The sequence below is a fragment of the Pseudorhodoferax sp. Leaf265 genome, assembly GCF_001422365.1.
In the GTDB taxonomy this organism is placed as follows: Bacteria; Pseudomonadota; Gammaproteobacteria; order Burkholderiales; family Burkholderiaceae_C; genus Pseudorhodoferax.
The window spans coordinates 16474-42924 of the sequence record NZ_LMMT01000022.1 but is presented as its reverse complement, the minus strand read 5'-3'; the positions used below and the strand labels follow the sequence as shown (position 1 = coordinate 42924).

The following is a 26451-nucleotide window of genomic DNA, read 5'->3' as shown; positions in this document are numbered from 1 at the left end:
GCGCCCCCCAAGACAAGCAACCCGAGGAGAGCTGCCCATGCGATGGAACATGATGCTGGCTGCCGCGGCCAGCCTGGCCGCGACGGCGATGCCAACTGCGGCGCAGGACAGGGACGCGCTGTACATGCGCAGCCTGGCGGCCACCTGCGCCAACTGCCACGGCACCCAGGGCAAGGCGCAGCCAGGCTCCAGCGTGGTGTCCCTGGCCGGCATGCCGGCCGAGCAGCTGATCGCGCAGATGGCCGCGTTCAAGGCCGGCACGCGCAGCGCGACCATCATGCACCAGCTGGCCAAGGGCTACAGCGAGGCGCAGATCGCGCAGATTGCCGCCTACTTCGCGGCCCAGAGCAGATAAGGAGCGCCCCACCATGCAACGCCGTTCCTTCCTGCATTCTTCCGCCGGCCTGGCCATGCTGGGCCTGGCCGGTTGCGCCAGCACGGGCGCCATTCCCTCCAAGGCCAAGGTCGTGGTCATCGGCGGCGGCTACGGTGGCGCCACCGCGGCCAAGTACGTGCGCATGCTGTCGGACTACAAGATCGACGTGGTGCTGATCGAGCCCAACGAGGCCTTCGTCTCCTGTCCGATCTCCAACCTCGTCATCGGCGGCAGCCGCCAGATCGCCGAGGTCACCTCGCCCTACACCGAGCTCACGCGCCGCCATGGCGTGACGCGCGTGCGCGACAGCGCCACCGCCATCGACACCGCGGCGCGCACCGTCAAGCTGGCCGGCGGCGCCACCATCGGCTACGACAAGCTGGTGGTCTCGCCCGGCGTGGAACTGCAGTTCGGCAGCATCGAGGGCCTGCAGGCCGCGCATGCGTCGGGCCAGATTTTGCAGGCCTGGAAGGCCGGCCCGGAGACGGTGGCGTTGCGGCGCCAGCTCGAGGCCATGCCCGACGGCGGCGTCTACGCCATCACCATCCCCGAAGCGCCGTACCGCTGCCCGCCCGGGCCCTACGAGCGTGCCAGCCAGGTGGCCTGGTACTTCAAGAACTTCAAGCCGCGCAGCAAGGTGCTGATCCTGGACGCGAACCCCGATGTCACCTCCAAGGGCCCGCTGTTCAAGAAGGTCTGGGCCGAGCAGTACAAAGGCATCGTCGAGTACCGCGGCCAGCACAAGACCGTGGCGGTCGACGCCAAGGCCGGCCTGGTCAAGTTCGAGGTGCACGACGACGTCAAGGCCCAGGTCATCAACGCGCTGCCGTCCATGCGTGCGGGTGCCATTGCCGTGCAGGCCGGCCTGAACAACATGGCCAACAACCGCTGGTGCGGCGTGAACTACCAGAGCTTCGAATCGACGGCCGCGCGCGACGTGTTCGTCATCGGCGATTCCATCCAGATCGCGCCGGCCATGCCGAAGAGCGGCCACATGGCCAACAGCCACGCCAAGGTGGCAGCCGCGGCCATCGTGGCGCAGCTGGCAGGCTGGGAGCTGAACCCCGCGCCCATGCTCAACAACACCTGCTACAGCTTTGTCGACGACCGAAACGTGGTCCACGTGGCCAGCGTGCACGCCTACGATGCGGCCGAGAAGACCTTCAAGACCGTGGCCGGCTCCGGTGGCGTGAGCACGGGCCCGACCGAACTGGAAGGTGTCTACGCGATGAACTGGGCGCAGAACATCTGGGCGGACACGCTGGGATGAGCGTTTGAACACCACCCAGGCCCCACCGCTGTGGCGGCAATTGCAGGCCACGGCCACAGCGTTGCAGGCCGTGCGCGCCGGCCAGAGCGCGACCACCGCGCTGGCCGCCGTCGCGCCGGCATTCCGGCCGGCGGCCCAGGCCCTGCTGTTCCATGCCTTGCGCCAGCTCGGCCGGGCCGAGGCCCTGCGCAGCCTGCTGGCCAAGCGCCCGCCGGCACCGGCCGTGGATGCGCTGCTGTGCCTGGCACTCGCGCTCGTGTGGGACGAAGCGCAAGCGCCCTATACGCCGTTCACGCTGGTCGACCAGGCCGTGGAGGCGGCCCGCCGTGGTGGCGCGCGCGCGCAGTCCGGCTTCGTGAACGCCTGCTTGCGCCGTTTCCTGCGCGAGCGCGATGCGCTGGTCGCGGCCAGCGCGCGCGATCCGGTCGCGCAATGGAACCACCCGCGCTGGTGGATCGCGCGCATGCAGCGCGACTGGCCGCAGGACTGGCAGGCCGTGCTGCAGGCCTCCGACCATGCCGCGCCGCTCACGCTGCGCGTGAACCGGCGCCGCAGCACCGTGGCTGCCATGCAGGCGCGCCTGCAGGCCGAAGGCATCGCGGCCCAGCCCATCGGCGACGAGGGCCTGCTGCTGCCGCGCCCACGCCCGGTGCCCGAACTGCCCGGCTATGCCGAGGGCGCCTGGTCGGTACAGGATGCCGCGGCCCAGCTGGCTGCGCCGCTGCTGCTGCAGGGGCTGGCACGGCCGGCAGACCGCCCGCTGCGCCTGCTGGACGCCTGCGCCGCGCCGGGCGGCAAGACTGCCCACCTGCTCGAATGCGCCGACGCCGCGCTGACCGCGCTGGACGTGGACCCGGCCCGTTGCGCCCGCATCCACGAGAACCTGGCGCGCCTGGGCCTGGCGGCCGAGGTACGCGCTGCGGACGCGGCCGAAGTCGCCACCTGGTGGGACGGCCGGCCCTTCGACGCCATCTTGCTGGACGCGCCCTGCAGCGCCTCGGGCATCGTGCGGCGCCACCCCGACGTGCGCTGGCTGCGCCGCGAGAGCGACATCGCCCAGCTCGTGGTGCAACAGGACCGGCTGCTGCAGGCGCTGTGGCCGCTGGTGGCACCGGGCGGCCGGCTGCTGTTCGCCACCTGTTCCGTGTTTCCGGCCGAAGGCCGCGAGCGCATCGAAACGTTTCTTGCGCACCACAGTGAGGCGCGATTGCTGCCATCGCCCGGCCATTTAATCCCTTGCAGCGCCGCGGGTGCGCCGGCCGTCCCGGACAATCGTCCGCGTGACAACGACGGTTTTTTTTACAGCTTGCTGGAGAAAGGCCCGCGCTAGCGTCTGGCTGGCGCTGCTGCTGGCCTGCGCCTGGGCGCAGGCCGACCCGCCGACGCCGGGGCCGGCGGCGATCACCCAGCTCATGGTGCAGCGCGTGGACGGTGAGCTGGAGCTCAGCGCCGAGGTGCAGTTCGAGCTCAGTGCCCAGGTCGAGGACGCGCTGCACAAGGGCATCCCCATGTTCTTCGTGGCCGAGGCCGAGATCGTGCGCGAGCGCTGGTACTGGACCGACAAGACCGTGGCCAGCGCCACGCGCCACATGCGCCTGGCCTACCAGCCGCTCACGCGGCGCTGGCGGCTCAACGTCGGCGCACGGCCCATCGAGACCTCCGGCCTGGGCGTGACGCTGGCGCAGACCTTCGATTCGCTGCCCGAGGCGCTGGCCAGCGTGCAACGCTTCGGCCGCTGGCCCATCGCGCGCGCCGCCGACATCCCCAGCGACAGCGCGCACCTGCTGCGCTTTCGCTTCGGGCTGGATGTGTCGCAGCTGCCGCGGCCGTTCCAGATCGGTGCGGTCGGGCAGTCCGAATGGAGCATCGCGGCCAGCGCCAGCGTGAAGCTGCCGGCGGAAGGCAGCAAGTGAGCACCGGCCTGCCGCAGGCCGCCGGCGGCGTGGACCCGCGCCGCGCGCGTGCGATCCGCTGGGCCATGGGCATCGGGGCCGCCGTGATCCTGGGCCTGGGCCTGGTGCTGTTGTTCCTGCTGGCCCAGGCCACCAACAACCGCGAGCTCTACGAGCGCAACTACGCGCGGCTGTTCGTGCTGAACGTGGTGGTCGCCAGCGTGTTGGCCGCCGTGATCCTGTGGGCCATGGTGCGGCTGGCCATCCGCGTGCGGCGCGGGCGCTTCGGCAGCCGGCTGCTGGTCAAGCTGGCGGCGATCTTCGCCCTGGTCGGGCTGGTGCCGGGCCTGGTCATCTATGTCGTGTCCTACCAGTTCGTCTCGCGCTCCATCGAAAGCTGGTTCGACGTCAAGGTCGAGGGCGCGCTCGATGCGGGCGTGAACCTGGGCCGCACCACGCTGGAGGTGTTGGCCAACGACCTGGGCAACAAGACCCGCATCGCCAGCGGCCAACTCGCCGAGGTGCCGGATGCGGCTACCGGGCTGGCACTGGAGCGCATCCGCGACCAACTGGCGGCCAGCGAGGTGGTGCTGTGGAGCGCCACCGGCCAGCTGATCGCCAGCGCCGGCCCGTCCAGCATGCTGCTCACACCCGAGCGTGTCACGGCCCAGCAACTGCGCAATGCGCGCAACCAGCGCGTGGTCGCCATGGTCGAGGGCCTGGACGATCCGGTGCCCGGCGTGGCTGCGCAAGGCCGCGTCAAGGCCCTGGCGCTGGTGCCCAGCGCCAGCGTGGGCCTGCTGGCCGAGCCGCGCTTCCTGCAGGCCAGCCAGCGCCTGCCCCAGGTGTTGGTGGACAACGCGCTGGCCGTGCAGGAGGCCAACCGCGAGTACCAGGAGCGCGCGCTGGCACGCACCGGCCTGCAGCGCATGTACATCGGCACGCTGACGCTGAGCCTGTTCCTCGCAGTGTTCGGTGCCGTGCTGCTCGCTGTGCTGCTGGGCAACCAGCTGGCGCGCCCGTTGCTGCTGCTGGCCCATGGCGTGCGCCAGGTGGCCGCGGGCGACCTCACGCCCAAGGCCGTGCTGCAAAGCCGCGACGAGCTGGCCGGCCTCACGCGCTCGTTCGCCGAGATGACGCAGCAGCTGCTGGACGCGCGCCAGGCCGCCGACCACAGCATGGAGCAGCTCGACCATGCGCGGGCCAACCTGCAGACCATCCTGGACAATCTGACTTCCGGCGTCATCGTGCTCGACGCGCGCGGCCACGTGCTCTCGTCCAACCCCGGCGCCACGCGCATCCTGCGCGCGCCGCTGGCCGCCTTCGAAGGCCAGCCGCTGGCCGCGGTTGGCGGCCTGGACGGGCTGGCGCACAGCGTACAGACCCAGTTCGAGCGACTCGACGAAGGCCGCGAGCACCACAACCTGGACCATTGGCAGCAGTCCTTCGAACTGCATGCCGCGCAGTCGGCGTTCTCGCAGGATGCGGTGGTGCTGCTGGCGCGCGGCGCGCAGCTGCCCGACCAGACGCGGCTGCTGGTGTTCGACGACATCTCCGAGATCGTCTCGGCCCAGCGCGCGCAGGCCTGGGGCGAGGTGGCGCGCCGGCTTGCGCACGAGATCAAGAACCCGCTCACGCCGATCCAGCTGTCGGCCGAGCGGCTGCAGATGAAGCTCGAACCCAAGCTCGAGGGCGAGACCGAACGCGCGCTGCTGGCCAAGTCCGTGCGCACCATCGTCGAACAGGTCGATGCGCTCAAGCGGCTGGTCAACGAGTTCCGCGACTACGCCCGGCTGCCCGCGGCCGACCTCAAGCCGCTGGACCTCAATGCGCTGGTGCACAACGTCATGCAGCTGTACCCGCAGGAAGGCGCGGCGGTGCCGGTGCTGCTGGACCTGGACGCACGCTGCCCCCCCATCCGCGGCGACGCCGAGCAGCTGCGCCAGGTCATCCACAACCTGCTGCAGAACGCGCAGGACGCCACCGAGGCCGGTGGCCGCGCGGCCAGCGCGGAAGACGGCGGGGCCGTGCGCCTGCGCACGCAGTGGCTGGAACAAACGCAGCGCGTGCGCCTGTCGGTGCGCGACCAGGGCACGGGCTTTCCCGAAGCCCTGCTCAAGCGCGCGTTCGAGCCCTATGTGACGACCAAGCCGCGCGGCACCGGACTGGGCCTTGCGGTCGTCAAGAAGATCGCCGACGAACACCATGCGCGCATCGACCTGATGAACCGCGTGGTTGATGGTGCCGTGATCGGCGCGCAAGTGTCGTTATCATTCGCCGTCGATGGCGTGGCCTAGCCGCCCGCTCGACGGCAAACGGCAACTGCGCTTCTTCTGAACAATGGCAAACATACTCGTGGTCGACGACGAACTGGGGATTCGGGATCTGCTCTCCGAAATCCTCAACGACGAAGGCCACAACATCGAGCTGGCCGAGAACGCGGCCCAGGCCCGCGCAGCCCGCGCACGTGCACGTCCTGACCTGGTGCTGCTGGACATCTGGATGCCCGACACCGATGGTGTCTCGCTGCTCAAGGAGTGGTCGAGCGCAGGCACGCTGACGATGCCGGTCATCATGATGAGTGGCCATGCCACCATCGACACGGCGGTCGAGGCGACCAAGATCGGCGCCCACTCCTTCCTCGAAAAGCCGATCACGCTGCAAAAGTTGCTCAAGGCCGTGGAGCAGGCGCTGGCCCGCAATGCGCTGCGCAAGCCGGGCCTGCCGGGTGTGGCCATCCCTGGCGCGGCCGAGGCCAGGGCCGAGCCGGCCGATGCGGTGACCGTGCCCGGGGCGCTGGGCAGTGCTCCCGCGGTGGTGGTGGCCGACAGCGGCCCGCAGGCGCGCCAGACCTTCGATCTCGACAAGCCCCTGCGTGAAGCGCGCGACGGCTTCGAGAAGGCCTACTTCGAATTCCATCTGGCCCAGGAAGGCGGCTCCATGACACGCGTTGCCGAGAAGACCGGCCTGGAGCGCACGCACCTGTACCGCAAACTCAAACAATTGGGCGTCGATCTCTCGCGCGGCAAACGTGCCGCGATTTGATATATACTCATAGGCTCCCCGGCCCGGTAGCTCAGTTGGTAGAGCAGCGGATTGAAAATCCGCGTGTCGTTGGTTCGATTCCGACCCAGGCCACCAGACAGAAAGTCATTGAGCATCAATGACTTAGCAGAAACGGCGGCTACGAAAGTAGTCGCCGTTTTGCGTTGTGGGAACCCGTTTCTGGCGCAAATCTGTCAATGCGACAGACGGCCACTTCGCCTGCTTGCGTTCTGCGTGCATTGCTTGCGCCTGATTGCGGTCTTGGTGCTCGCGCCCATCGGCGCGGTCGAGGCACCTTTGTGTGCCCGATGAGCTGAGGGGCGGCTCGGCTAAACATCATCCTCTTCACGCAACTCCTACGTTCTGGAGTTGTCATGAGGTCATCCTTTTCGTCGCCCGCCAGCCAAGCGCTGAGCCGGCTCGTCTTCGTCTCGCACGCTGCGCACAGCGCCTCCACGGAGGTGTTGCATGGCTAAGAATGCAGCACCCTTCAAACAAGCCGGCGGCTGGGCGATGCGCCGTCGCATCGGCGGCGAAGATTTTTATGTCTCCGAGAAAGCCAGCGCGGCAGCTGCCGAGAAGGAGATGGCAGAAAAGATTGCTGCCAGGGGAGAGTTGGGGGTGCCGTTGGGCATGGGCCGAGCAGGACCACCGTCGCGCAGGCGTTGATGGACTACGGCTTCGAACACCTGCCATTTCTCAAAGGCGCGGAGCAGGAGTCGCGTCGCATCAACGCTTACACGAGGCATCAGAACCCTGAGATGCATCGATATGGCCCTTCACGATTTCGAGCTGGTCATAAAGACTGACGTCGCCATCCTCTGTGTCGGCGTCAAGACCCTTGAAGCTGCGACTAGCGCGCCGACGGTGGCGCTGCCGACGCCGACGCCGACGCCGACGCTGACGCTGACGGCGTCGAAGGCAAATTCCTTCGGTCACTTGCCGCGCTTGCGCTCGGCGCGCTTGCCGCCGCCGTAGCGCCGCTTCCTGCCGCGGAAGCTGCTGGTGCGGGAGATTGCTGTATCACGGACGCATCGCCAACGATGCGTGCCCATGCGTCCGGCGTCAGTTTGAAGTAGGAGATGTGGGCCAGCACCAATCCCGCCACGAGGAAGCCTCCGACGACGAGCAAGATGACCTTTTGCGTGAAGGCTCGCGCTGCAAGAGTGTTGAAGGCATTGCCGACACCACCAGCTACGGCCAAGTACTCTTTTTCCAGCTGCCGTTTCTGTCGTGCAATTTCTGCCTTCAAGACACCCAGTGTGTGAACCTGGTTCCAGATGAGCAGGCCTGTCAGGACCACAAAGACCCAGCATCCCAACAACACCGCTGAGTTCACAAAGAATTCAGTCCCGAAGCCCTTGGCGTCCTTCATCTGCGTCGCCACGATGATGGTCGCCACGGGGATGCCCAACAGCTGGTTTTGGATGTCCGAGAGGACCTTGTGAATCTTGCCCACGTACTCGATACGTGCGGCTTCGACCGTGTCCTTGAGCTTCTCGTATGAGAAGCCTGCGGCGTATATCTTGTACCCCTGCTCGTAGGCTGTCCGAAGTTCGGTCGCATGCCTCAGCAGGTAAGAAAAGCGTGAGGCAGCAGGCTGCGACCGGACGAGGTCAACAATCGCCGTTGCGAGCATCGCCGCGCATTGCTTCTTGTGGGTGTCACTGGGAACCAGCGTCGTGAGCGCGCGCACCTCAGCCACATTCATCTGATTGAGGTCGGCGAGGCTGTAGTTCACCGGCAGGTCAAAGCGGCCGTTGCTGATGAAAACTAGACTTTGCTCGTCCGAGTCCAAAAAGCCCGCGACCTCCTTGAACGCCTGCACCAGCTTGACCACCAGTTGGTACTTCCCAACCTCGGTCTTTTCATCCTGTGCGTCGTCCGATGATTCCTTGGTGTTGAGCACCAGGTACCGCTCCTTCGCACGGATGCGATTGCGCGTTTCCTGAAGCAAGTCGTCCATGGTCGCCGACACAGAAGCCCACCCTGGCTTCGGCATGAACTCCAGCTCGACCGACCTGCCAACGACAGCGGCTGCCAAGTCTCCACGGACGGTCAGGCCGGTGTTGTCAAAGTCGTTGAGGCACAACTCGATAGCGGACCGGTCCTTGTCCTGGGCGACGAAGAACTCGCCACGCATCTCGCCTGGCGCGCGGGGCTTGAAGCCCTTGGCGATGAGGGCGAGGGCAGTCCAGACCAAGTCAGTCATCTGGGTACTCGGCGTCCAGTTCGGCCTTCAGACCTTCAGGCAGATTTCGCAGAAGCAACTCGCCTGTCTTCTTCATGTACCTTGCCTCGTTCTTGACGAGCGCGCGACGGTCAAGGTCAACAGTCCAGTACGCCGTCTTGCCATGGAAGCGAAGAAGGCGTTTGAGGCTACGCGCGTCCGGGACGAATCCATCATTGATTTCGACAGCAGCGTTGGCGAGCGCTTGCTGAAGCTTCTGCGGCTCATCGGGCCAGGCGGCATTGGTCAACGCCTCGAGGTGGACGGCCTCCTTGGCCTTCTTGCGCTCCATACAGTACGAATGCGCACGACGCAGGAAGTCGTCCTCCTGTGCCTGGTCAAGCTTCTCGCTGCGCGCGAAATCTTGCAAAGCCTCAACCAGCCGCTTGGTGTCCTCGGAGTCCTTGGCGACAATTTTGCAGCCGAGGAAGTACATGAAGTAGTCCGCAACGTCGCCACGGGTCTTCAGGAAGCCAAGGTACCGGTGCTCCAGTCCCCCGTCGAGCCACATGTCCAGGTTCACGCGGCCGGCAACACGCACGTTGTCGAGGTCCACGTGGACGGTTTCTTCAATCTCAAGCGTATCTTCCTTGACCGCGCTGCTCGCGACGTTGCTGATGATGGCCACCAGGAACCAATTGCCGCCATTGTCGGATTGGCCGTGAACCATCAAGACGTAGCCCCCTTTGGAGGCCGGCGCCTGGGTCGCCTTGCTGTTCAGAACGGCCATCAGCTTCTTCGTACCCGCGATGAAGGGCGTCTTGCCGTCTTTGAAGATTTCGCTCAAGACCGTGGAGGTCGGGTAGTTCAGCGCATCCTCGTCGAACCGGCCGTAGCTCTTGTTGGTGCGGCTGCCGTAGAGCTCGGTGATTTGGTTCACCAGCTTGACGACGGGAGGCGTCAGCTTCAGCTCGGCGTCGCGTGTCTGCACCGACGATGCACCGAACGGCTCCTTCGTCAGTTTATGAAGAATGGCCGCATGAATTTTGGTCATGTTCTCTCCCTTGCTTTGGTTACAAGTGTCACATGACCCGAGGCTCGGTCCCGTCCCCAACACCGCGCAGCCGGCTGAGACGTTCCCAACGTTGAGGATGTTCCTGGAGAGAAGGCCGAAGGATGTGGCCTGTTGCCTCTCGCCCATCTGCGCGTGCGCTGCTTGGCGCGGCACGATGGTCACAAGCCAGGAGCGCAACCTTAGATGGCCGTACTGCCGCCTTGCTAAACTGGACGTCGTCGCGATGCAGGAGGGGGCCAGTTCTGGCAGTGCTCTGGCAATCGCGGCGGGTTCAAGTGCTAGCGGTTGCGTTTGACTGCGGTTTGATGCGCTGTAAGTGCTTGATTATGTTGATAGTTGCGTGTGGAAGATGTAACGTTGCGCACGCGGATTCCGATTGAAAATCCGCGTGTCGTTGGTTCGATTCCGACCCAGGCCACCAAATAAAACAAGGCGCTGCAATCTTTCAGGTTGCAGCGCCTTTGTCTTTGGTGCTGCGCGCAGGCCTGGCGCAGCACCCTCCAGGCCGTGCGGCTCCATGAGGCCGAGGCTCGGGAGCGCCGATGAAGGTCGTGGATGGGCTGGCTCAGACGGACGCTGACAGGACAGGCTGCGGGCGTGGCGCCGGCAGCTGACCCAGCACGCGCGCGGCCTCGGCCTGCTCGGCCGGCGCGAGTGCCACCAGGGCCTCTATGCGGCCGGCCGTCCAGCTGGCAATCGCCAGGCCGTCGCGGTACAGCACGCGCGCACCGGCCTGGCGCGGCACGCGGCTGCCGGGCAGGATGCTGCCGAGCAGGTTGGCTGGGTCGCTGGCGGCCAGGCAGATCAGCTGCCCGTCATGGGCCTGGCGCCGCGTCTGGCGCAGTGCGGCGATGGCCTCGGGCAGCGCGAACTGCTCGCCGGCCACGCCCGCGATGAAGCGGCCGCCACGCAGCTCGCCACGCGCTTCCAGCCGGCGGTACACGCGCACCAGGTCGCGCCAGCGCGGCAGCCAGGGCGCCTCGCGCTCCAGCAGGTTCCAGCAGACCACGCCGTAACGGCGCAGCAGGGCGTGGGCGACATGCTCCAGCCCCTCGGCCTGGGCGGCAGGCGTGGGTTCGGCCGCGGGGCGCCGCACCAGGGTCCAGCGGCCGGCGTCCTGCACGCCGAACAGCGCCACGCCGCGGCGCCGGCGCGCGCCGGCGTTGCGCTTGGCGGCCGGCAGCATCAGCGCGCGCAGGCCGGCCGTGCTGTCGCAATGCACCTGGCCGTGCGCGACGAGCTCGGCAAGCGCGTCCTCGAGCTCGGCCGGCAGCAGCCGCGCGCCCACCTCGATCTCGTCGAAGAACGAGGCGCCGTGCGCGGCCAGCCAGTCCAGCACGCGGCGCGCGCGGCCGCTGGCCTGGGCCTCGCCGGCCGGCATGGGCGCCAGCTGCGTCCAGGTGCCGGCATGGCGGCGCGGCAGCAGCACGATGGGCGCAGTGCGCAGGGCCACGGCGCCGCCGCCGCGGCCGCCCGGGTCGGCCGGCCGCAGCCGGGCCCACAGGCTGCGGCCCGCGGTCGTGAGTTCGTCCAGCCAGCCGCTGGTGTAATCGGCCAGCCGCGCGGGCAGCAGCTCGGCCTCCCAAACCGCGGCGGGTGCCTCGTAGCCTTCCAGCTGGGCCAGCAGGCCGCCCAGCGCCTCGGGGCCGCGCATGCGGCTGGCCTCGCCCACGTGCTGCCAATCGAACAGGAAGCGCATGAAGTCGCGCGGTTCCACGGGTTCGATCTCGCGCCGCAGCTGATGCAGCGTGTAGCGGTGGATGCGCGCGAGCAGGTGGCGCTCGCACCATTCGGGATCGGGCGCGCCAGGCGTGAAGACGCCCTGCATGGCCGAACCCTCGCGCTGCAGCGCGGCCAGGGCGGCCTGCACGGTGGCGGGTGACAACTGCAGGTCGGCCGCCAGCCGGGCCGGCGTGACCGGGCCCAGGCCGGACAGGCGCATGCGCAGCAGTGCCGTGGCGGCCTCGTCCACGTCGGTGGCCTCGCTGGCCGGCACCAGCGCCAGCGGTGGCATGGCCTGGCCCTTGGGATGCAGCTGCTGCAGCAGTGCCAGCCGCTCGGCCGCGACCCACAGGGCCGCGCCACCGTCCAGCGCGAGCTTGGTGGCGCGGCCGGCGGCCACCAATTGCTGCAGCAGGCCAGGCCAGTGCGCGGCGCCGGCGACTTCGGCGGCCGTCAGCACGCCCAGGCCGCAGAGCGCCTCGTGCAGTTCGTCGGCCGTGCGCGCCTGCGGCCAGGCCTGTTCGCGCACGCTGGCGATGGCGCCGGGATCGAGCTGGCCCAGCGTGTCGCCGCTCCCGGGGTCGGCGTAGCGCCGGTTCTGCACGGCCTGGGTGCGGCGCTCTTCCAGCGGTGCGTCGTCGAGGAAGGCATAGGGCTTGGCGTTCAAGGCCTCGGCCGCCAGCGGCGAGGGGGCGGGCAGGTCGCGCGCGACCACGGCCACGCTGCCATCGAACAAGCCTTGCAGCACGCGCAGCCAGCCCGTGCTGTCCATGGCCTCGTGCAGGCAGTCGCGCAAGGTCTGCGCCACGAGCGGGTGCTCGGGCACCTCGCGCGGGCCCTGCAGGTTCTCGGCGCAGGCCACCTGGTCGGGGAAGACGGCGGCCAGCAGGTCCTCGGACTTCATGCGCTGCAGCTGCGGCGCGACGCGGCGCCCACCCGCGAAGCGCGGCAGCGCCAGCGCCGTGGTGGCGTTCCAGCGCCAGCGCACGCCGAACAGCGGCGCGTCCAGCACGGCCTGCACCAGCACGTCCAGCGCCGTGGCCGGGTGGAGATAGCGCGCCACCTCCTCGAGCGGAAAGCTGTGGCTGGTCGAGAGGGACAGCACGATGGCGTCGTCGGTGGCCGCAGCCTGCAGCTCGAAGTTGAAGCTGCGGCAAAAGCGCTTGCGCAGCGCCAGGCCCCAGGCGCGGTTGAGCCGGCTGCCGAAAGGCGCGTGCAGCACCAGCTGCATGCCGCCGGAGGCGTCGAAGAAGCGCTCCAGCACCACACACTGCTGCGTGGGCAGAGCGCCCAGCACGGCCAGCGCGCGGTCCAGCGGATCGATCAACTGCTGGGCGGCGTCTTCATCCAGCGCGAGCTCCTGTTGCAGCCACTCACGTGCCGCGGCTGGCTCGGGCCGCAGGCGCTGCGCGAGTTCGGCGCGCAAGCGCGAGACGCCCAGCGACAGCGCATCGCTGCGGCCCGGCGCCTCGCCCAGCCAGAACGGGATGTTGGGCGCGGCGCCCTGGGCATCCTCCACGCGCACGCGGCCGGGCTCGATCTTGAGGATGCGGTAGCTCGTGTTGCCGAGCTGGAACACATCGCCGGCGAGGCTCTCGACGGCGAAGTCCTCGTTGACGTTGCCGATGGCCTGGGCCTGCGGTTCCAGCAGCACGGTGTAGTCGCCTGCGTCGGGGATGGTGCCGCCCGAGGTCAGCGCCGTCATGCGCGCGCCTTTGCGCTCGCGCAGCAGCTGGTGCACGGCATCGCGGTGCACGTAGCTGCCGCGCTGGCCCTGGCGCGTGCTCGTGCCCTCGGCCAGCATGCGCACCACGGCGTCGAAGTCGGCACGCGGCAAGCCCGCGTAGGGCCAGGCGCGGCGCACCAGCGCGTAGAGCGCGTCCTCGTGCCACTCCTGGCAAGCGGTCTCGGCCACGATCTGCTGGGCCAGCACGTCCAGCGGCTGCGGCACGATGGACAAGGTGTCGAGCTCGCCGCGGCGCACGCAGTCCAGCAGCGCCGCGCATTCCAGCAGCTCGCCCTGCGACTGCGGGAACAACCGCGCTTTGGGCACGCCGCCCACCGCGTGGCCGGAGCGGCCCGCGCGTTGCAGGAAGGTGGAGATTGCGCGCGGCGAGCCGAGCTGGCAGACCAGGTCGATCTCGCCGATGTCCAGCCCCAGCTCCAGCGAGGCCGTGGCCACCAGCAGCCGGAGTTCGCCGCGCTTCAGGCGCTGCTCGGCGTCCAGCCGCAGTTCGCGCGACAGGCTGCCGTGGTGGGCGGCCACGGCCTCCTTGCCCAGCCGCTCGGCCAGGTGCCGCGTGGCGCGTTCGGCCATGCGCCGCGTGTTGACGAAGACCAGCGTGGTGCGGTGCGCGAGCGCGAGTTCGGCCACGCGGCCGTAGACTTGCTCCCACTGTGCGTTCGACATCACGGCGGCCAGCGGCGTGGGCGGCAGCTCCAGCCCGAGATCGCGGCGCTTGGCGTAGCCGATGTCGACGATGGCGCAATCGGCCCGGCCCTGGGCATCGACGGCCGCGGCGCCGACCAGGAAGCGCGCCACCTCCTCAATGGGCTTCTGCGTGGCGGACAGGCCAATGCGCGTGAGCAGCTGGCCGGTCAGGTGCTGCAGCCGCTCCAGCGACAGCGCCAGGTGGCTGCCGCGCTTGTTGGCGGCCAGGGCGTGGATCTCGTCGACGATGACGGTGCGCACGCCGCCCAGCATGCGACGGCCCGAGGCCGAGCCCAGCAGCACGTAGAGCGATTCGGGTGTCGTGACCAGGATGTGCGGCGGCTGGCGGATGCTCAGCGCGCGTTCGCGCGCCGGCGTGTCGCCCGTGCGCACGGCCACGCGGATGGCCGGCTCGGCCAGGCCACGCGCGGCCAGTTCGGCGCGGATGCCTTCGAGCGGCGCCGTGAGGTTCAGCGCGATGTCATTGGACAGTGCCTTGAGCGGCGAGACGTAGACCACCTGCGTGCCATCTGCCAGCCCCGCTGGCGACAGGCCCTGGCGCACCAGATCGTCCAGCGCCGCGAGAAAGGCCGTCAGCGTCTTGCCCGAGCCCGTAGGCGCGGCCACCAGCGTGTGGCGTCCGGCGCGGATGCTGGGCCAGGCCGCGCGCTGGGCCGGCGTGGCGCGCCGGAACGTCTGGCGGAACCAGGCCGCGACGGCAGGGTGAAAGGCGCGCAGGGACATCGGCTGGCGATTGTGGACCGCGCGCTGCGCGGCGTCAGCCGGCCAGCTGGATCGTCCCTTCGGCCAGGTAGCGTTTGAAGTCGGCGATGGGCATGGCCGTGCTGCTGCGCACCTCGCCGCCCTCGTCCTGCCAGCTCAGGGTGGCGTCCAGGTCGGTGACCGTGACCTCCACCGGCCCCTTGCGGATGGGGATCAGCGGGCCGTCGCCCTCGCGGTACTCCACCTTGCCTGTGATCTGTGCTTGTTGTGCCATGCGCGACTCCTGTGGACACCATGCCCATGTCGCAGCATCGGGCGTCGCACGCCGGCCCGCCAGCGGATGACAGGCGTTCCGGCCGTGGGTGTTCTCCTACGGTGTCGCGGCGGCCGTCTGTGCAGAATGCGCCGACCTCGCAGCCAGGACCCCCGATGCTCATCACTCTCGCCAGCGGCGCCACCATCGTGCTCTCCAGCTTCCTGCTGTTCCTCGTGCAGCCCATCCTGGCCAAGCAGATCCTTCCCTGGTTCGGCGGCAGCTCGGCGGTGTGGACGGTCAGCATGGTGTTCTTCCAGTGCGCGCTGCTGGCCGGCTACGTCTACGCCCACTGGCTGCAGGCGCGGCCGCCGCGCGTGCAGCGCGTGGTGCACCTGGCCCTGCTGTCCGCCGCGCTGCTGACTCTGCCCATCGTGCCCGACGCCGTGTTCAAGCCGGCCGGCGAGGCCGACGCCGCGCGCGGCATCCTGGCGCTGCTGGTGGTCACGGTAGGTCTGCCCTACATGTCGCTGGCCGCCACCTCGCCGCTGCTGCAGCGCTGGCTCAGCCAGACCGTGGCGCCGACGCAGCAGCGCCAGGTCTACCGGTTGTTCGCCTGGTCCAACGCGGGCTCGCTGGCGGCCCTGCTGGCCTATCCCTTCCTGGTGGAACCCTGGTTCGACAGCGGCATCCAGTCGCGAGCCTGGAGCGTGGCCTATGGGGTGTTCGCGCTGGCTTGCGCCGGTGTGGCCTGGCGTGCCACCGGGGCCGGGGCGCCGGCCGCGCCGGACCATGCCATGCCAGCCACCGAGCCCGTGCCCGGCCTGGGCCGGCACGCGGTGTGGACGCTGCTGGCCATGCTGCCCTCGGCCCTGCTGCTCGCGGTGACCACGCACATGACACAGAACGTGGCCTCCATCCCGTTCCTGTGGATCGTGCCGCTGGCGCTGTACCTGCTGTCCTTCATGCTGGTGTTCGAAGGCCGCGGCGGACGCGGCTGGTACCTGGGGCCGGTGGCGCGCCGGCTCTGGCTGCTGCCCACGCTGGCCGTGACCGTGGCCATGGCCTGGGCGCTGTCGGCCAGCAACGGCGTGTTGCACATCCGCATCGCGATCCCGCTGTTCGCCAGCGGGCTGTTCCTGGTCTGCATGGTCTGCCATGGGGAGATGGCAGCGTTGCGGCCGGCGCCGCAGCACCTCACGCGCTTTTACCTGTGCATGGCGCTGGGCGGCGCGATCGGCGGCCTGGGCGTGGGCCTGGCTGCGCCGCGCGTGCTGACGGCCTACTGGGAACTGCCGGGCCTGCTGCTGGCCACCACGCTGGTCGGCCTGCTGGCAGGCTGGCGCGCGGGCCTGGGCCGCTGGTCGTTGCGCGCGCTGCCGCTGGCAGCGGCGCTGGCGGCCGTTGGCGGCGTCAGCTGGTATGGGCTGCAATACGTGCGCGCGCTGCACCAGGGCAGCATCGCCAGCGTGCGCAACACCTACGGCATGCTGCGCGTGACCCAGGCCGGCAGCGGCGAAGAGGAAGTGCGCCGCCTGCTGCACGGCACCATCATGCATGGGGAGCAGTACACGGCCGACGACCGGCGCCGCTGGCCGACCAGCTACTACGGAGAGACCAGCGGCATCGGCCGCCTGCTGGCCACCAAGGGCGAGGCCGGGCCGCTGCGCGTCGGCTCGGTGGGCCTGGGCACCGGCACGCTGCTGAGCTATGCGCGGGCGGGTGACGACTACGTCGTCTACGAACTCGACGCCCAGGTGGTCGAGGCCGCGCGGCGCTGGTTCCGCTACATCGCCGATGCGCCCAGCGCGCCTCAGCTGCGGCTGGGCGATGCACGCCTGTCGATGGAGCGCGAGCTGGCCGAAGGCCAGCCGGGCGGCTACGACGTGATCGCGGTCGATGCGTTCTCCAGCGACTCGATCCCGGTGCATCTGCTCACGCGCGAGGCACTGGGCGTGTACCTGGCGCACCTCAAGCCCGACGGGCTGGTGGCCTTCCACATTTCCAACCGCTACCTGGACCTCTCGCCCGTGGTGGCGCAGCTGGCGCAGGCCCATGGCCTGGTGGCCTGGCAGGTCGACGACAGCCCGGTCGAGGACCACCTGAGCTTCACGAGCTGGGTGCTGGTCGGCCGCAGCATCCCCGACCCCCTGCAGGAGGCCGGCTGGCTGTTGCCGGCCACGCCCGGCGCGCCGCTGTGGACGGACCAGTACAACAACCTGTTCAAGACGCTCAAGTTCTGAACGCAGGAACGGCCCGGCTTCCTGGGCGGAAGCCGGGCCGGCAGGGGCGGGCCAGGCGCTCAGCCCTCTTCGACGAAGGCTTCCTCGCGCTTGCTGCGCACCGCCGGCAGCAGCACGATGGCCAGCAGCAGCACCGCACCGATCAGCAGGGCCGCCGAGATCGGCCGCGTGACGAACACGCCCCAGTCGCCGCGGGAGAGCAGCAGCGCGCGGCGCAGGTTCTCTTCCATCATCGGCCCCAGGATCAGGCCGAGCAGCAGCGGCGCGGGCTCGCACTCGAGCTTGTGGAAGATGTAGCCCAGGATGCCGAACCAGCCCAGCATCCAGACGTCGAAGGTGTTGTTGTTGGTCGAGTACACGCCGATGGCGCAGAACAGCACGATGGCCGGGAACAGCCAGTGGTAGGGCACGGACAGCAGCTTGATCCAGATGCCGATCAGCGGCAGGTTCAGGATGATCAGCATGGCGTTGCCGATCCACATCGAGGCGATCAGGCCCCAGAACAGTTCCGGGTTGCTGGTCATGACCTGCGGGCCCGGCTGGATGTTGTGGATGGTCATCGCGCCCACCATCAGCGCCATCACAGCGTTGCCGGGGATGCCCAGCGTCAACAGCGGGATGAACGAGGTCTGCGCGCCCGCGTTGTTGGCCGATTCGGGCCCGGCGACGCCCCGGATGTTGCCTTCGCCGAACGGCACTTCGCCGGTGCGCAGCTTGAGTTTCTTTTCCAGCGCGTACGAGGCGAATGCCGACAGCAGCGAGCCGCCGCCGGGCAGGATGCCCATGGAGCTGCCCAGCACCGTGCCGCGCAGGATCGCCGGGGTCATGTCCTTGAAGTCCTGCGCCGTCGGCCAGATGCCCTTGAGCTTGGTGGTGAAGACCTCGCGCTCCTCCTCGGGCTTGCCGAGGTTGGCGATGATCTCGCCATAGCCGAACACGCCCATGGCGATGGCGATGAAGCTGATGCCGTCGGTCAGTTCGGGGATGTCGAAGCTGTAACGCGCCACGCCCGAGTTCACGTCGGTGCCGACCAGGCCGAACAGCAGGCCCAGCACGATCATGCTGATGGCCTTGAGCAGCGAGCCCGAGGCCAGCACCACGGCGCCGATCAGCCCCAGCACCATCAGCGAGAAGTACTCGGCCGGGCCGAACTTGAAAGCGATCTCGGTCAGCGGCGGCGCGAACGCGGCCAGCACCAGCGTGGCCACGCTGCCCGCGAAGAACGAGCCCAGGCCGGCCGCCGCGAGCGCCGCGCCGGCCCGGCCCTTCTTGGCCATCTGGTGGCCGTCGATGACGGTCACGACCGAGGACGATTCGCCGGGCAGGTTGACCAAGATGGCCGTGGTGGAGCCCCCGTACTGCGAGCCGTAGTAAATGCCGGCCAACATGATCAGCGCCGCCACGGGGGGCAGCGCGTAGGTGGCGGGCAGCAGCATGGCGATGGTGGCCACCGGGCCGACGCCGGGCAGCACGCCGATCAGCGTGCCCAGCAGGCAGCCGATGAAGGCGTAGAGCAGGTTCTGCAGCGTGAAAGCCGCGCTGAAGCCGAGCGAGAGGTGGTCGAGCAGTTCCATGGTGCTTCTCAGCCCGTGATGAAGGAAGGCCAGACCTGGAACTGCAGGCTCAGCCCCATCACGAAGGTCAGGTAGCTGCCGATGGCCAGGATCACGGCCAGCACGAGCGAGCCGCGGAACACGTAGCGGCTGCCCGCCATGCTGGAGATGATCACCGCCGCGAAAATCGCCGCGATCAGTCCCATGGCCGGGATGCCCAGCGAAGGCACGCCGCCCAGCAGCACGCCAAAGGCCAGGTTGGCCCCGACGATGTAGAGCAGCGGCTTCCAGGCGATGGCGCCGATCCTGCCGCCGTCCGTGCGCTGCGAGCGCAGCGAGCCCAGCAACACGAACGCGCCCATGCCGGCCAGCAGCGCCCCCAGCAGCATCGGGAAGTAGCCCGGGCCCATGCGCGCGGCATTGCCGACGGTGTAGTTGAAGGCGCCCAGCGAGAAGGCGGCGCCGAAGCCCATGAACATCAATCCGGACACGAAGTCCTTGCGACTCTTGATCTGCATGTGTGAGACGGGAGGAATGGGGTGGAGGGACGGGCGCAGCCGGCACTGGCAAGAGGGCTGCGACACCACGGCAGGAACGGACGACCCGTGGGGTCAGGTTCCAGTCAGATACATCATGTTATGAGGTGAAGTTCATCACAACATGAGTAATTTCACGTACATCCGACTCGGGACTTCCACCGATTTCCGTACGACTTGCACTGCTAATATTTCGGGACAAAGAAGAGGACGAGGACCGCCATGGCCGACCGCAAGGGGGCAACCGACAAGCAGCGCTACGAGGCGCTGTCCGACTTTCGCTACCAGCTGCGCCGCTTCCTGCGCTTCAGCGAGGACGCTGCACGCGCCGAGGGCATCACGGCGCTGCAGTACCAACTGCTGCTGCACACCCAGGGCTTTGCCGAGCGCGAGTGGGCCACCATCGGCGAGCTGGCGGACTGCCTGCAGGCCCAGCCGCATGGTGTGGTGGCGCTGGTCACGCGCTGCGAGGAAGCCGGCCTCGTCGAGCGCCATGCGAGCGCCACGGACCGGCGCCAGGTCGAGGTGCATCTGCTGCCGGCCGGCCGGCAGAAACTGGCCCGGCTTGCCGCGCTGCATGCCGAGCAGCTGACCACGCTCAACGAGGCCGTGCGCATCGCGGCGAAGATCCGCGGTTGACGCTCCGATAATCCGCCCCGTCAACACCCTGCAGGAGACGGGCCCATGGCCTCCACGCTCAAGATCATTTCCTCGATGGCCACCAAGCAGGTGCTGGCCGAACTCGTCGCGCTCTACCAGAAAGACCACGCGGTGGACATCGCGCTCGAGTCGGTGGGCGGCGTCGATGCCGCCAAGCGCGTGCAGGCCGGCGAGCCCTTTGACCTCGTGATGCTGGCGCAGGACGCCATCGACAAGCTCATCGCTGGCGGCGCCGTGCACGCCGGCAGCCGCGTGGACATCGTGCGTTCGGGCGTGGCCGTGGCCGTGCGCGCTGGCGCGCCCCGGCCCGACATCGCCAGCGAGGAGGCCTTGAAGGCCGCCGTGCTGGCCGCACCCAGCATCAGCTATTCCACCGGCCCCAGCGGCGTGCAACTGGTCAAGCTGTTCGAGCGCTGGGGCGTTGCCGAGCAGTTGCAAAGCCGCACCGTGCAGGCGCCGCCCGGCGTGCCCGTGGGCTCGCTGGTGGCCAAGGGGGAGGCCGCGCTGGGCTTCCAGCAGTTGGCCGAGCTGATCCACCTGCAAGGCATCGCCCTGCTGGGCCCGCTGCCGCCGGCCGTGCAGATCACCACCGTGTTCTCGGGCGGCATCGCGGCCATGGCGAGCCAGCCGGACGCCGCGCGTGCGCTGCTGGCCTTCTTCGCCGCGCCGGCCGCCACCGAGGCCAAGCAGCGCCAGGGCATGGAGCCGGCTTGAGGCTGCGGGCCTGGTGGCTCGCGCTGTGCACCGGCGCGGTGCTGGCGCAGCCGCTGCCGGAGCTGCCCGACCCGGACCGTCTGGCCGGGCAGCTGCTGGGCGGTGAGCGCGGCGCCGCCGTCGTCGCGGTCGCGCGCGGTGCGCAGGTCCTGCGCGGCAGTGCCAGCCAGCCCGCGCGCGCCATCGACGCCGACCACGCGCTGTTCGAGATCGGCTCGGTCAGCAAGGTGTTCACGGGCCTGCTGCTGGCCCAGGCCGTGGAGCGCGGCGAGCTCTCGCTGGACGACACGCTGGGCCAGCGACTGCCGCGCCAGACGCAGGGCACGCCGGTGGCCGCGCTCACGCTGCGCCAGCTGGTCACGCACAGCGCCTGCCTGCCGCGCACGCTGGCGGCCGACGGCCCCGACGCGGTGGCCGAGATCCGCACGCTGACGCCCACGCAGCTCTGGGATGCACTGCCGCAGCTGGTGCTGGCCGGCCAGCCGCCCTGCGCGCCGCGCTACAGCAACCTGGGCATGGCCTTGCTCGGCAACCTGCTGGCCCTGCACCACGGCCAGCCTTGGGAGACGCTGGTGCGCGAGCGCATCGCCGTGCCCCTGGGCCTGCACGACACCGTGCAGACGCTGGATGCCACGCAGCGCGCGCGCATGCTGCCGGCTTTCGAGGGCGAAGCCGCGGCCCCGCTGTGGGACATGGATGCCTACGCCGGTGCCGGCGCGCTGCGCTCCAGCACGGCCGACCTGTTGCGCTTCGGCCAGGCCTTGCTGGCTGGCCGCGAAGGGCCGCTCGGCCCCGCGGCCGAACGCCTGCTGACGCCGCTGGGCCGCTACGCGGGCGGCGAGATCGGCTACGGCATCCTGATCCTGGGCCCGCCGGAGCGCCGCGTGTACCTGCACGATGGTCTGACCGGCGGTTACCGCACGCTGTGGATGCTGATGCCCGAAGGCCGGCAGGTGCTGGCGGCCAGCGCGAGCAATGCACGCGCGGCCCTGCCCACGCTGCGTGGCCGCGTGCTGGCGGCACTGTTCCCTGTGCCCTCCGAGCCCGTCGCCGTGGCGCCGGCCGAACTGGCGCCCCTGGTCGGCGAATACCGCAGCGGCGACGGCACGCCGTTCCGTGTGCTGTTGCACGAAGGCCAGCTGTATGCGCGGGGAGGCCGGCTGGGCTTCGCGCCGCTGGTGCCCGTTGGGGCGGGCCGCTTCGCGCGGCCCGAGCGCGGCCTGCTGTTCCAGTTCGACACCCAGGCCGAACCGGCACAGCTCAGGGTGCAACAGGGCGGCTCGGAGCAGCGTGCGCTGCGCAGCGCAGGCGCTGTGGGCATGGCCATCCCTGCGCAGTCAGACCTGGCCGATGCCGTGGGTCGCTACCGCCTGGGCAACGGTGCCGAGTTCAGCATCCGCGCCGAGCCCGGCCAGCTGATCGCGCGGCTGGGGCAACAGCCGGCGTTCCCGGTGTTCGCGCGGCCGGGCCAGCGCGACCGCTACTTCTACGAGGTGGTGCCGGCCGAGCTGCAGTTCGTGCGCGACGCCGATGGCCGCATCGACGCGCTGGTGCTGCATCAGAACGGCGAGCACCGCGCCGAGCGCATCGACGCGATCCCCTGACTCAACGCTGCTGCAACAGCTCCCGGTGCACCGCCGCCTCCTGCGCGATGCGCTGCGCGAAGCCACGCGGGCTGTCCAGCAGCGGCAGGTTGTTCACGGCCACGAGCCGCTGCTGCATCGCCGGCTCGGACAGCACGGCGTTGACCTCGGTGTTGATCTGCTCGCGCAGGTCGGTGGGCGTGTCGCCCGGTGCGAACAGGCCAAACAGCGACCACAGGTTGGCGCCGGGGAAGCCGGCCTCGGCCAGGGTCTGCACCGCGGGCAGCACGGGCACGCGCGCCGGGGCGCCGACCGCGAGTGCCTGCAGCCGCCCCTTGCGCACATGGCCCAGCTGCACCGTGCCGACGTTGGTGGAGAGCAGCTCGAACTGACCGCCCAGGGCGTCGCTGATCTGCTGGCTGCCGCCCTTGTAGGGCACATGGGTGATGGCCACGCCGCTGGCGCGGCGCACCTGCTCCATGACCAGGTGGCCGGTGGTGCCCAGGCCCGAACTGGCCCAGCGCAGGCCGCTGGTGCCGGCGCGCGCCAGGGCCTCGGGTAGATCGCGCGCGGCCAGCGCCGGCGTGGCCACCACCAGCACCGGCGTGGACATCACACCGGCCACGGGTGCGATGTCGCGCTGGGCGTCGTAGCGCACCGGGCCCAGCAGCGGCGCCACCGTGAGCGGCGTGATGGCCGAGAAGCACAGCGTGTGGCCATCGGCCGGCGCCCGCGCCAGCGCAGCCATGGCCAGGGCGCCGCCGGCACCGGCGCGGTTCTCCACCACCACCGGCACGCCGATGCGCTGGGCCATGCGCTCGGCCAGCACGCGCGTGATGTCGTCGCTGACGCCGCCGGTCGCGTAGGCCACCAGCAGGCGCAGTGGCCGGCTGGGCCAGGGTGTGCTGGCGAGGGCCGGTGCGCACAGCGCGGCGGCGGTGCCCAGCAGCAGCTTGCGGCGCGCGGTCATGCGGGCGCCCGGTCCAGGCTGCGCTGCGCCTTGCGGCGGTGCGCGGCGGCCAGCCGCTGCACCAGCGCGACGAAGGTGGCCGTGGGCCCGCCGCGGTCGGCCTCGCGCCAGGCCAGGGTCAGGGGTGCGTCGAGCCCGGCCGCGGGTTCCAGCGCGCGGTAGACGACGGCGTGCGCGTGCACGCCGCGCATGGATGCCGGCACCACCGAGATGCCGGCGCCGGCCGCGACCAGGTTCAGGTTGGTCATCATGCGCTCGACCTCGGCGGCGATGCGCACGCGCACGCCCTGCTGCGCGCACAGCGCCAGCAGGTTGGCGTACAGCCCCGGTGCGCCGGGCCGCCGCACCAGCACCAGCGGCTGGTCCTGCAGGTCGTGCAGCGCCGCGCAGGCCGCCGTACGGGCCAGTGCATGGCCGCGCGGCACGGCCAGCACCGCCGGTTCGCTGAGCAGCTGCTGCAGCACCACGCCGGGCGGCGCGGACACCGGCACGCGCAGGAAGCCGCAGTGCAACCGCGCGGCGGCCACGGCCTCGGTGATCTCGGCGGCATTGTTCTCGTGCACGGTCAGCTCGATACCCGGGTAGCGGCTGCGGCAGGCGCGGAGCGTCTCGGGCGTGAAGGCATGGGCGGCGGCCGAACTCGTGAAGCCGACCGACAGCGGGCCATGCCGCCCGTCGCTGAGCGACAGCATGCGCGCGCGCATGGCATCGAAATCGGCCAGCAGGCGGCCGGCCTCGTCCTGCAGGCGCTGGCCGGCATCGGTCAGGCGCACGCCGCGCGGATGGCGCTGGAACAGCGGCATGCCCAGCTCGGTCTCCAGTGCCTTGATCTGCTGGCTCAGCGGAGGCTGCTGCATGCCCAGCTCCTCGGCCGCGCGCGTGATGTGGCCGGCCCGGGCCACGGCCAGGAAGTAGCGGAGCTGGCGCAGATCCATATCTTCATCATATCGACAGGAGACGGATCGGGTCTTTGCCATCTGCGCGGGCGATGCCTAGGATCGCGCCGGCTTGCGACAACACATTGGAGACACCATGGCATTGCCCACTCACGCGTTCCATCCGCTCGTCCGCCTGGGCGTCCTGCTGGCCAGTGGCCTGCTGCTCGGCGCCTGCGGCGGCGACGACGGCCCCGACGAAGCGGCGCCGCAGGCCGCCACCTGCCCGTCGGCCGTGCCGGCCAGCGCGCGCTGCCTGCAGGGCCAGGATTCGGCCGGGGCCCACTACCTGATCGCCATGCCGCAGGACTGGAATGGCCATCTCGTGCTGCACGCGCACGGCGGCCCCAGCCTGGACGCGCCCACCATGGAGCGCGCCACCGAAGACCTCACCCGCTGGGCCATCATGGTCAAGGCCGGCTATGCCTGGGCCGGCTCGACCTTCCGCCAGGGCGGCGTGGAGGTGCGCGCCGCGGCCGAGGACACCGAACGCCTGCGCCGCATCTTCCGCGAGCACGTGGCGCGGCCGCAGCGCACCATCCTGCACGGCCAGTCCTGGGGCGCGGGCGTGGCGGCCAAGGCGGCCGAGATGTTCACGGCCGAGACCGTGGGCAGCCAGCCCTACGACGCCGTGCTGCTGACCAGCGGCGTGCTGGCCGGCGGCACGCGCTCCTACGACTTCCGCACCGACCTGCGCGTGGTCTACCAGTACCTGTGCAACAACCATCCGCGGCCCAGCGAGGCGCAGTACCCGCTCAACATCGGCCTGCCGGCCGGCGTGACGATGACGCAGGCGGACCTCAATGCGCGCACGGCCGAGTGCCTGGGCCTGAACCTGCCAGCCGCGCAGCGCACCCCCGCGCAGCAGGCCAAGGTCGACACCATCTCCCGCGTAGTCCGCATCCCGGCCAGCGCCATCCAGTCGCACCTGAACTGGGGCACCTTCCACTTCCAGGACGTGGTGGCCAAGCGCATGGGCGGCGCCAGCCCCTTCGGCAACACCGGCGCGGTCTACAGTGGTTCGGCCGACGATGCGGCGCTGAACGCCGGCGTGGCGCGCTACCGCGCCGACCCCGCGGCCGTGCAGCGCTTCGCGGCCGACACCGACCCCACCGGTCGCATCCCGGTGCCGGTGATGAGCACCAAGTGGATCAGCGACCCGACCGCCTTCGTCGAACTGGACGCCTACTTCCGCCAGACCATGGAGAACGGCGGCAGCGGCGCGCGCCTGGTACAGACCTTCACGCGCGAGGGCACGCACAGCTACATCAGCGATCCGACGTATCCCGCGCTGCTGGCCGCGCTGCTGCGCTGGGTGGAGCAGGGCGCCAAGCCCACGCCGGCCGAGATCGCGCAGCAATGCCCCGGCTTCGAGGCGCAGTTCGGTGCCGGCTGCACCTTTGTGCCCGACTACATGCCAGCGGCGCTGGACACGCGCGTGGTGCCGCGGGATCGCCCGTAGAGGGCCTCGACGAAAGTGACCCGGGTCACTCTCCGTCGGGCACGTACATGTAGCCCACGCTGCGCACGGTCTTGAGCACGCGGGGCTTGTCCGGGTTGGGCTCGATCTTGCGGCGCAGCCGCATCACGCGCAGGTCGATCGAGCGGTCCAGTGCGTCCCAGCTGCGGTTGTGGCCGTGGCTCATGATCTGGTCGCGGTTCAGCGGCCGGTTCGGATGCCGCGCGAACAGCGCCAGCAGGTCGAACTCGGTGGCCGACAACGGCACTTCGCTGCCGTCGTCGCAGCGCAGCAGCCGGCGCGCATCGAGATCGAGTTCGCACAGGCCGAAGCGCGCGCGCCGCGGGTTGGGGGCCGGTGCTGCCGTGGGGCCGGACGTGAGCCGGCGCAGCAGGTTGCGCAGCCGCGCCAGCAGCTCGCGCGTCTCGAAGGGCTTGGTCACGTAGTCGTCGGCGCCGACCTCCAGGCCCACGATGCGGTCCACCGGATCGGCCGCGCCGGTCAGCATGACCAGGCCCACGCGCGGATGGGTCTCGCGCAGCCAGCGCGCCAGCGACAGGCCGCTCTCGCCCGGCATGTTCACGTCCACCAGCACCAGGTCGGGCACCGCGGCGGCGATCAAGGCGCGGGCCTGGCCCGCGTCGGCGGCCGTGCGCACGTCGAAATTGTTGTGGACGAAGTAGCGCGCGAGCACGTCGCGCAGCGCGGCTTCGTCGTCGACCACCAGCAGCCGCGGCCGGTTGGCGCTGTCCAGCGGCTCCATCTGCGGGTCTCCTTGACGGGGATGGGACGGGGCGGATTGTAGGCTCGGCATGCGCTATGCTGGGCCGCCCCAGAACGG

At 69.8% G+C, this 26451-nt stretch carries 21 protein-coding genes and 1 tRNA gene; 13 read left to right on the top strand and 9 right to left on the bottom strand.

The annotated features are described in order from the left end of the window. Nucleotides 1-37 precede the first annotated feature (37 nt). The 8 genes from ASF45_RS18550 to ASF45_RS35455 all read left to right on the top strand — a co-directional run bounded on the left by ASF45_RS18550 (nt 38) and on the right by ASF45_RS35455 (nt 7252). On the top strand, nt 38-355 hold the full coding sequence (locus ASF45_RS18550; protein WP_200932177.1) for a c-type cytochrome: 318 nt from the start codon (nt 38-40) through the stop codon (nt 353-355). 13 nt (nt 356-368) lie between these two features. Beyond that, nucleotides 369-1646 (top strand): NAD(P)/FAD-dependent oxidoreductase, encoded by a 1278-nt coding sequence (locus ASF45_RS18545; protein WP_056665895.1) that lies wholly within the window; start codon nt 369-371, stop codon nt 1644-1646. Between the two features lie 4 nt (nt 1647-1650). After that, complete coding sequence (gene rsmB, locus ASF45_RS18540; protein WP_056665892.1) at nt 1651-2976, top strand: 16S rRNA (cytosine(967)-C(5))-methyltransferase RsmB; 1326 nt, start codon at nt 1651-1653, stop codon at nt 2974-2976. Further along, nucleotides 2927-3559 (top strand): DUF4390 domain-containing protein, encoded by a 633-nt coding sequence (locus ASF45_RS18535; RefSeq protein WP_082551119.1) that lies wholly within the window; start codon nt 2927-2929, stop codon nt 3557-3559. The genes rsmB and ASF45_RS18535 overlap by 50 nt, the downstream gene beginning before the upstream one ends. Beyond that, nucleotides 3505-5835, top strand: a complete 2331-nt coding sequence (locus tag ASF45_RS18530) for an ATP-binding protein (protein WP_082551118.1) — start codon at nt 3505-3507, stop codon at nt 5833-5835. The genes ASF45_RS18535 and ASF45_RS18530 overlap by 55 nt, the downstream gene beginning before the upstream one ends. 43 nt (nt 5836-5878) lie before the next feature. Then, entirely contained in the window at nt 5879-6583 is a 705-nt protein-coding gene (locus ASF45_RS18525; RefSeq protein WP_056665884.1) for a response regulator, read from the top strand. A gap of 20 nt (nt 6584-6603) precedes the next feature. Beyond that, nucleotides 6604-6679: transfer RNA gene (locus ASF45_RS18520), tRNA-Phe, on the top strand. Nucleotides 6680-7051: 372 nt separating this feature from the next. Then, on the top strand, nt 7052-7252 hold the full coding sequence (locus tag ASF45_RS35455) for a hypothetical protein (protein ID WP_156473086.1): 201 nt from the start codon (nt 7052-7054) through the stop codon (nt 7250-7252). A 184-nt stretch (nt 7253-7436) separates the two neighbouring features. Here the strand turns inward: ASF45_RS35455 and ASF45_RS18515 are convergent, their stop codons facing one another. From ASF45_RS18515 to ASF45_RS18500, 4 genes are all read right to left on the bottom strand, one after another. Next, nucleotides 7437-8795, bottom strand: coding sequence for a hypothetical protein (locus tag ASF45_RS18515; protein WP_056665881.1), 1359 nt, complete (start codon nt 8793-8795; stop codon nt 7437-7439). After that, entirely contained in the window at nt 8788-9807 is a 1020-nt protein-coding gene (locus tag ASF45_RS18510; protein WP_056665936.1) for a nucleoid-associated protein, read from the bottom strand. Before ASF45_RS18510 ends, ASF45_RS18515 begins: the two co-directional genes overlap by 8 nt. Nucleotides 9808-10393: 586 nt before the next feature. Then, nucleotides 10394-14725, bottom strand: coding sequence for a DEAD/DEAH box helicase (locus ASF45_RS18505; RefSeq protein WP_056665878.1), 4332 nt, complete (start codon nt 14723-14725; stop codon nt 10394-10396). Nucleotides 14726-14759: 34 nt separating this feature from the next. Next, a complete protein-coding gene (locus ASF45_RS18500) occupies nt 14760-14978 on the bottom strand; it encodes a hypothetical protein (protein WP_056665875.1) in 219 nt (72 codons plus the stop codon). A gap of 155 nt (nt 14979-15133) precedes the next feature. On the opposite strand from ASF45_RS18500, the gene ASF45_RS18495 reads away from it, so the two are divergent. After that, complete coding sequence (locus ASF45_RS18495; protein ID WP_056665872.1) at nt 15134-17200, top strand: spermidine synthase; 2067 nt, start codon at nt 15134-15136, stop codon at nt 17198-17200. A gap of 59 nt (nt 17201-17259) precedes the next feature. Here the strand turns inward: ASF45_RS18495 and ASF45_RS18490 are convergent, their stop codons facing one another. Both ASF45_RS18490 and ASF45_RS18485 read right to left on the bottom strand, forming a co-directional pair. Beyond that, complete coding sequence (locus ASF45_RS18490; RefSeq protein ID WP_056665869.1) at nt 17260-18774, bottom strand: tripartite tricarboxylate transporter permease; 1515 nt, start codon at nt 18772-18774, stop codon at nt 17260-17262. Nucleotides 18775-18782: 8 nt separating this feature from the next. Then, entirely contained in the window at nt 18783-19271 is a 489-nt protein-coding gene (locus ASF45_RS18485) for a tripartite tricarboxylate transporter TctB family protein (RefSeq protein ID WP_056665866.1), read from the bottom strand. Between the two features lie 240 nt (nt 19272-19511). Here ASF45_RS18485 and ASF45_RS18480 point away from each other — a divergent pair, with 240 nt between their 5' ends. Genes ASF45_RS18480 through ASF45_RS18470 form a run of 3 tightly spaced genes read left to right on the top strand, consistent with a single transcriptional unit; the run spans nt 19512 to nt 22267 of the window. Continuing rightward, entirely contained in the window at nt 19512-19928 is a 417-nt protein-coding gene (locus ASF45_RS18480) for a MarR family winged helix-turn-helix transcriptional regulator (protein WP_056665863.1), read from the top strand. Between the two features lie 45 nt (nt 19929-19973). Then, a complete protein-coding gene (locus ASF45_RS18475) occupies nt 19974-20663 on the top strand; it encodes a substrate-binding domain-containing protein (protein WP_082551117.1) in 690 nt (229 codons plus the stop codon). Continuing rightward, nucleotides 20660-22267, top strand: a complete 1608-nt coding sequence (locus ASF45_RS18470) for a serine hydrolase (RefSeq protein ID WP_056665860.1) — start codon at nt 20660-20662, stop codon at nt 22265-22267. The genes ASF45_RS18475 and ASF45_RS18470 overlap by 4 nt, the downstream gene beginning before the upstream one ends. Nucleotide 22268: 1 nt before the next feature. Here the strand turns inward: ASF45_RS18470 and ASF45_RS18465 are convergent, their stop codons facing one another. Continuing rightward, the gene (locus ASF45_RS18465; RefSeq protein ID WP_056665857.1) at nt 22269-23216 is read right to left on the bottom strand and encodes a tripartite tricarboxylate transporter substrate binding protein; all 948 of its coding nucleotides are present in this window, start codon (nt 23214-23216) and stop codon (nt 22269-22271) included. Next, nucleotides 23213-24151 (bottom strand): LysR family transcriptional regulator, encoded by a 939-nt coding sequence (locus ASF45_RS18460; protein WP_056665853.1) that lies wholly within the window; start codon nt 24149-24151, stop codon nt 23213-23215. Before ASF45_RS18460 ends, ASF45_RS18465 begins: the two co-directional genes overlap by 4 nt. 103 nt (nt 24152-24254) lie before the next feature. Between ASF45_RS18460 and ASF45_RS18455 the strand changes: the two genes are divergently transcribed. Further along, on the top strand, nt 24255-25613 hold the full coding sequence (locus ASF45_RS18455) for a hypothetical protein (protein WP_369802144.1): 1359 nt from the start codon (nt 24255-24257) through the stop codon (nt 25611-25613). Nucleotides 25614-25638: 25 nt separating this feature from the next. Here the strand turns inward: ASF45_RS18455 and ASF45_RS18450 are convergent, their stop codons facing one another. Beyond that, nucleotides 25639-26373, bottom strand: coding sequence for a response regulator (locus ASF45_RS18450; protein WP_056665849.1), 735 nt, complete (start codon nt 26371-26373; stop codon nt 25639-25641). Nucleotides 26374-26451 lie beyond the last annotated feature (78 nt).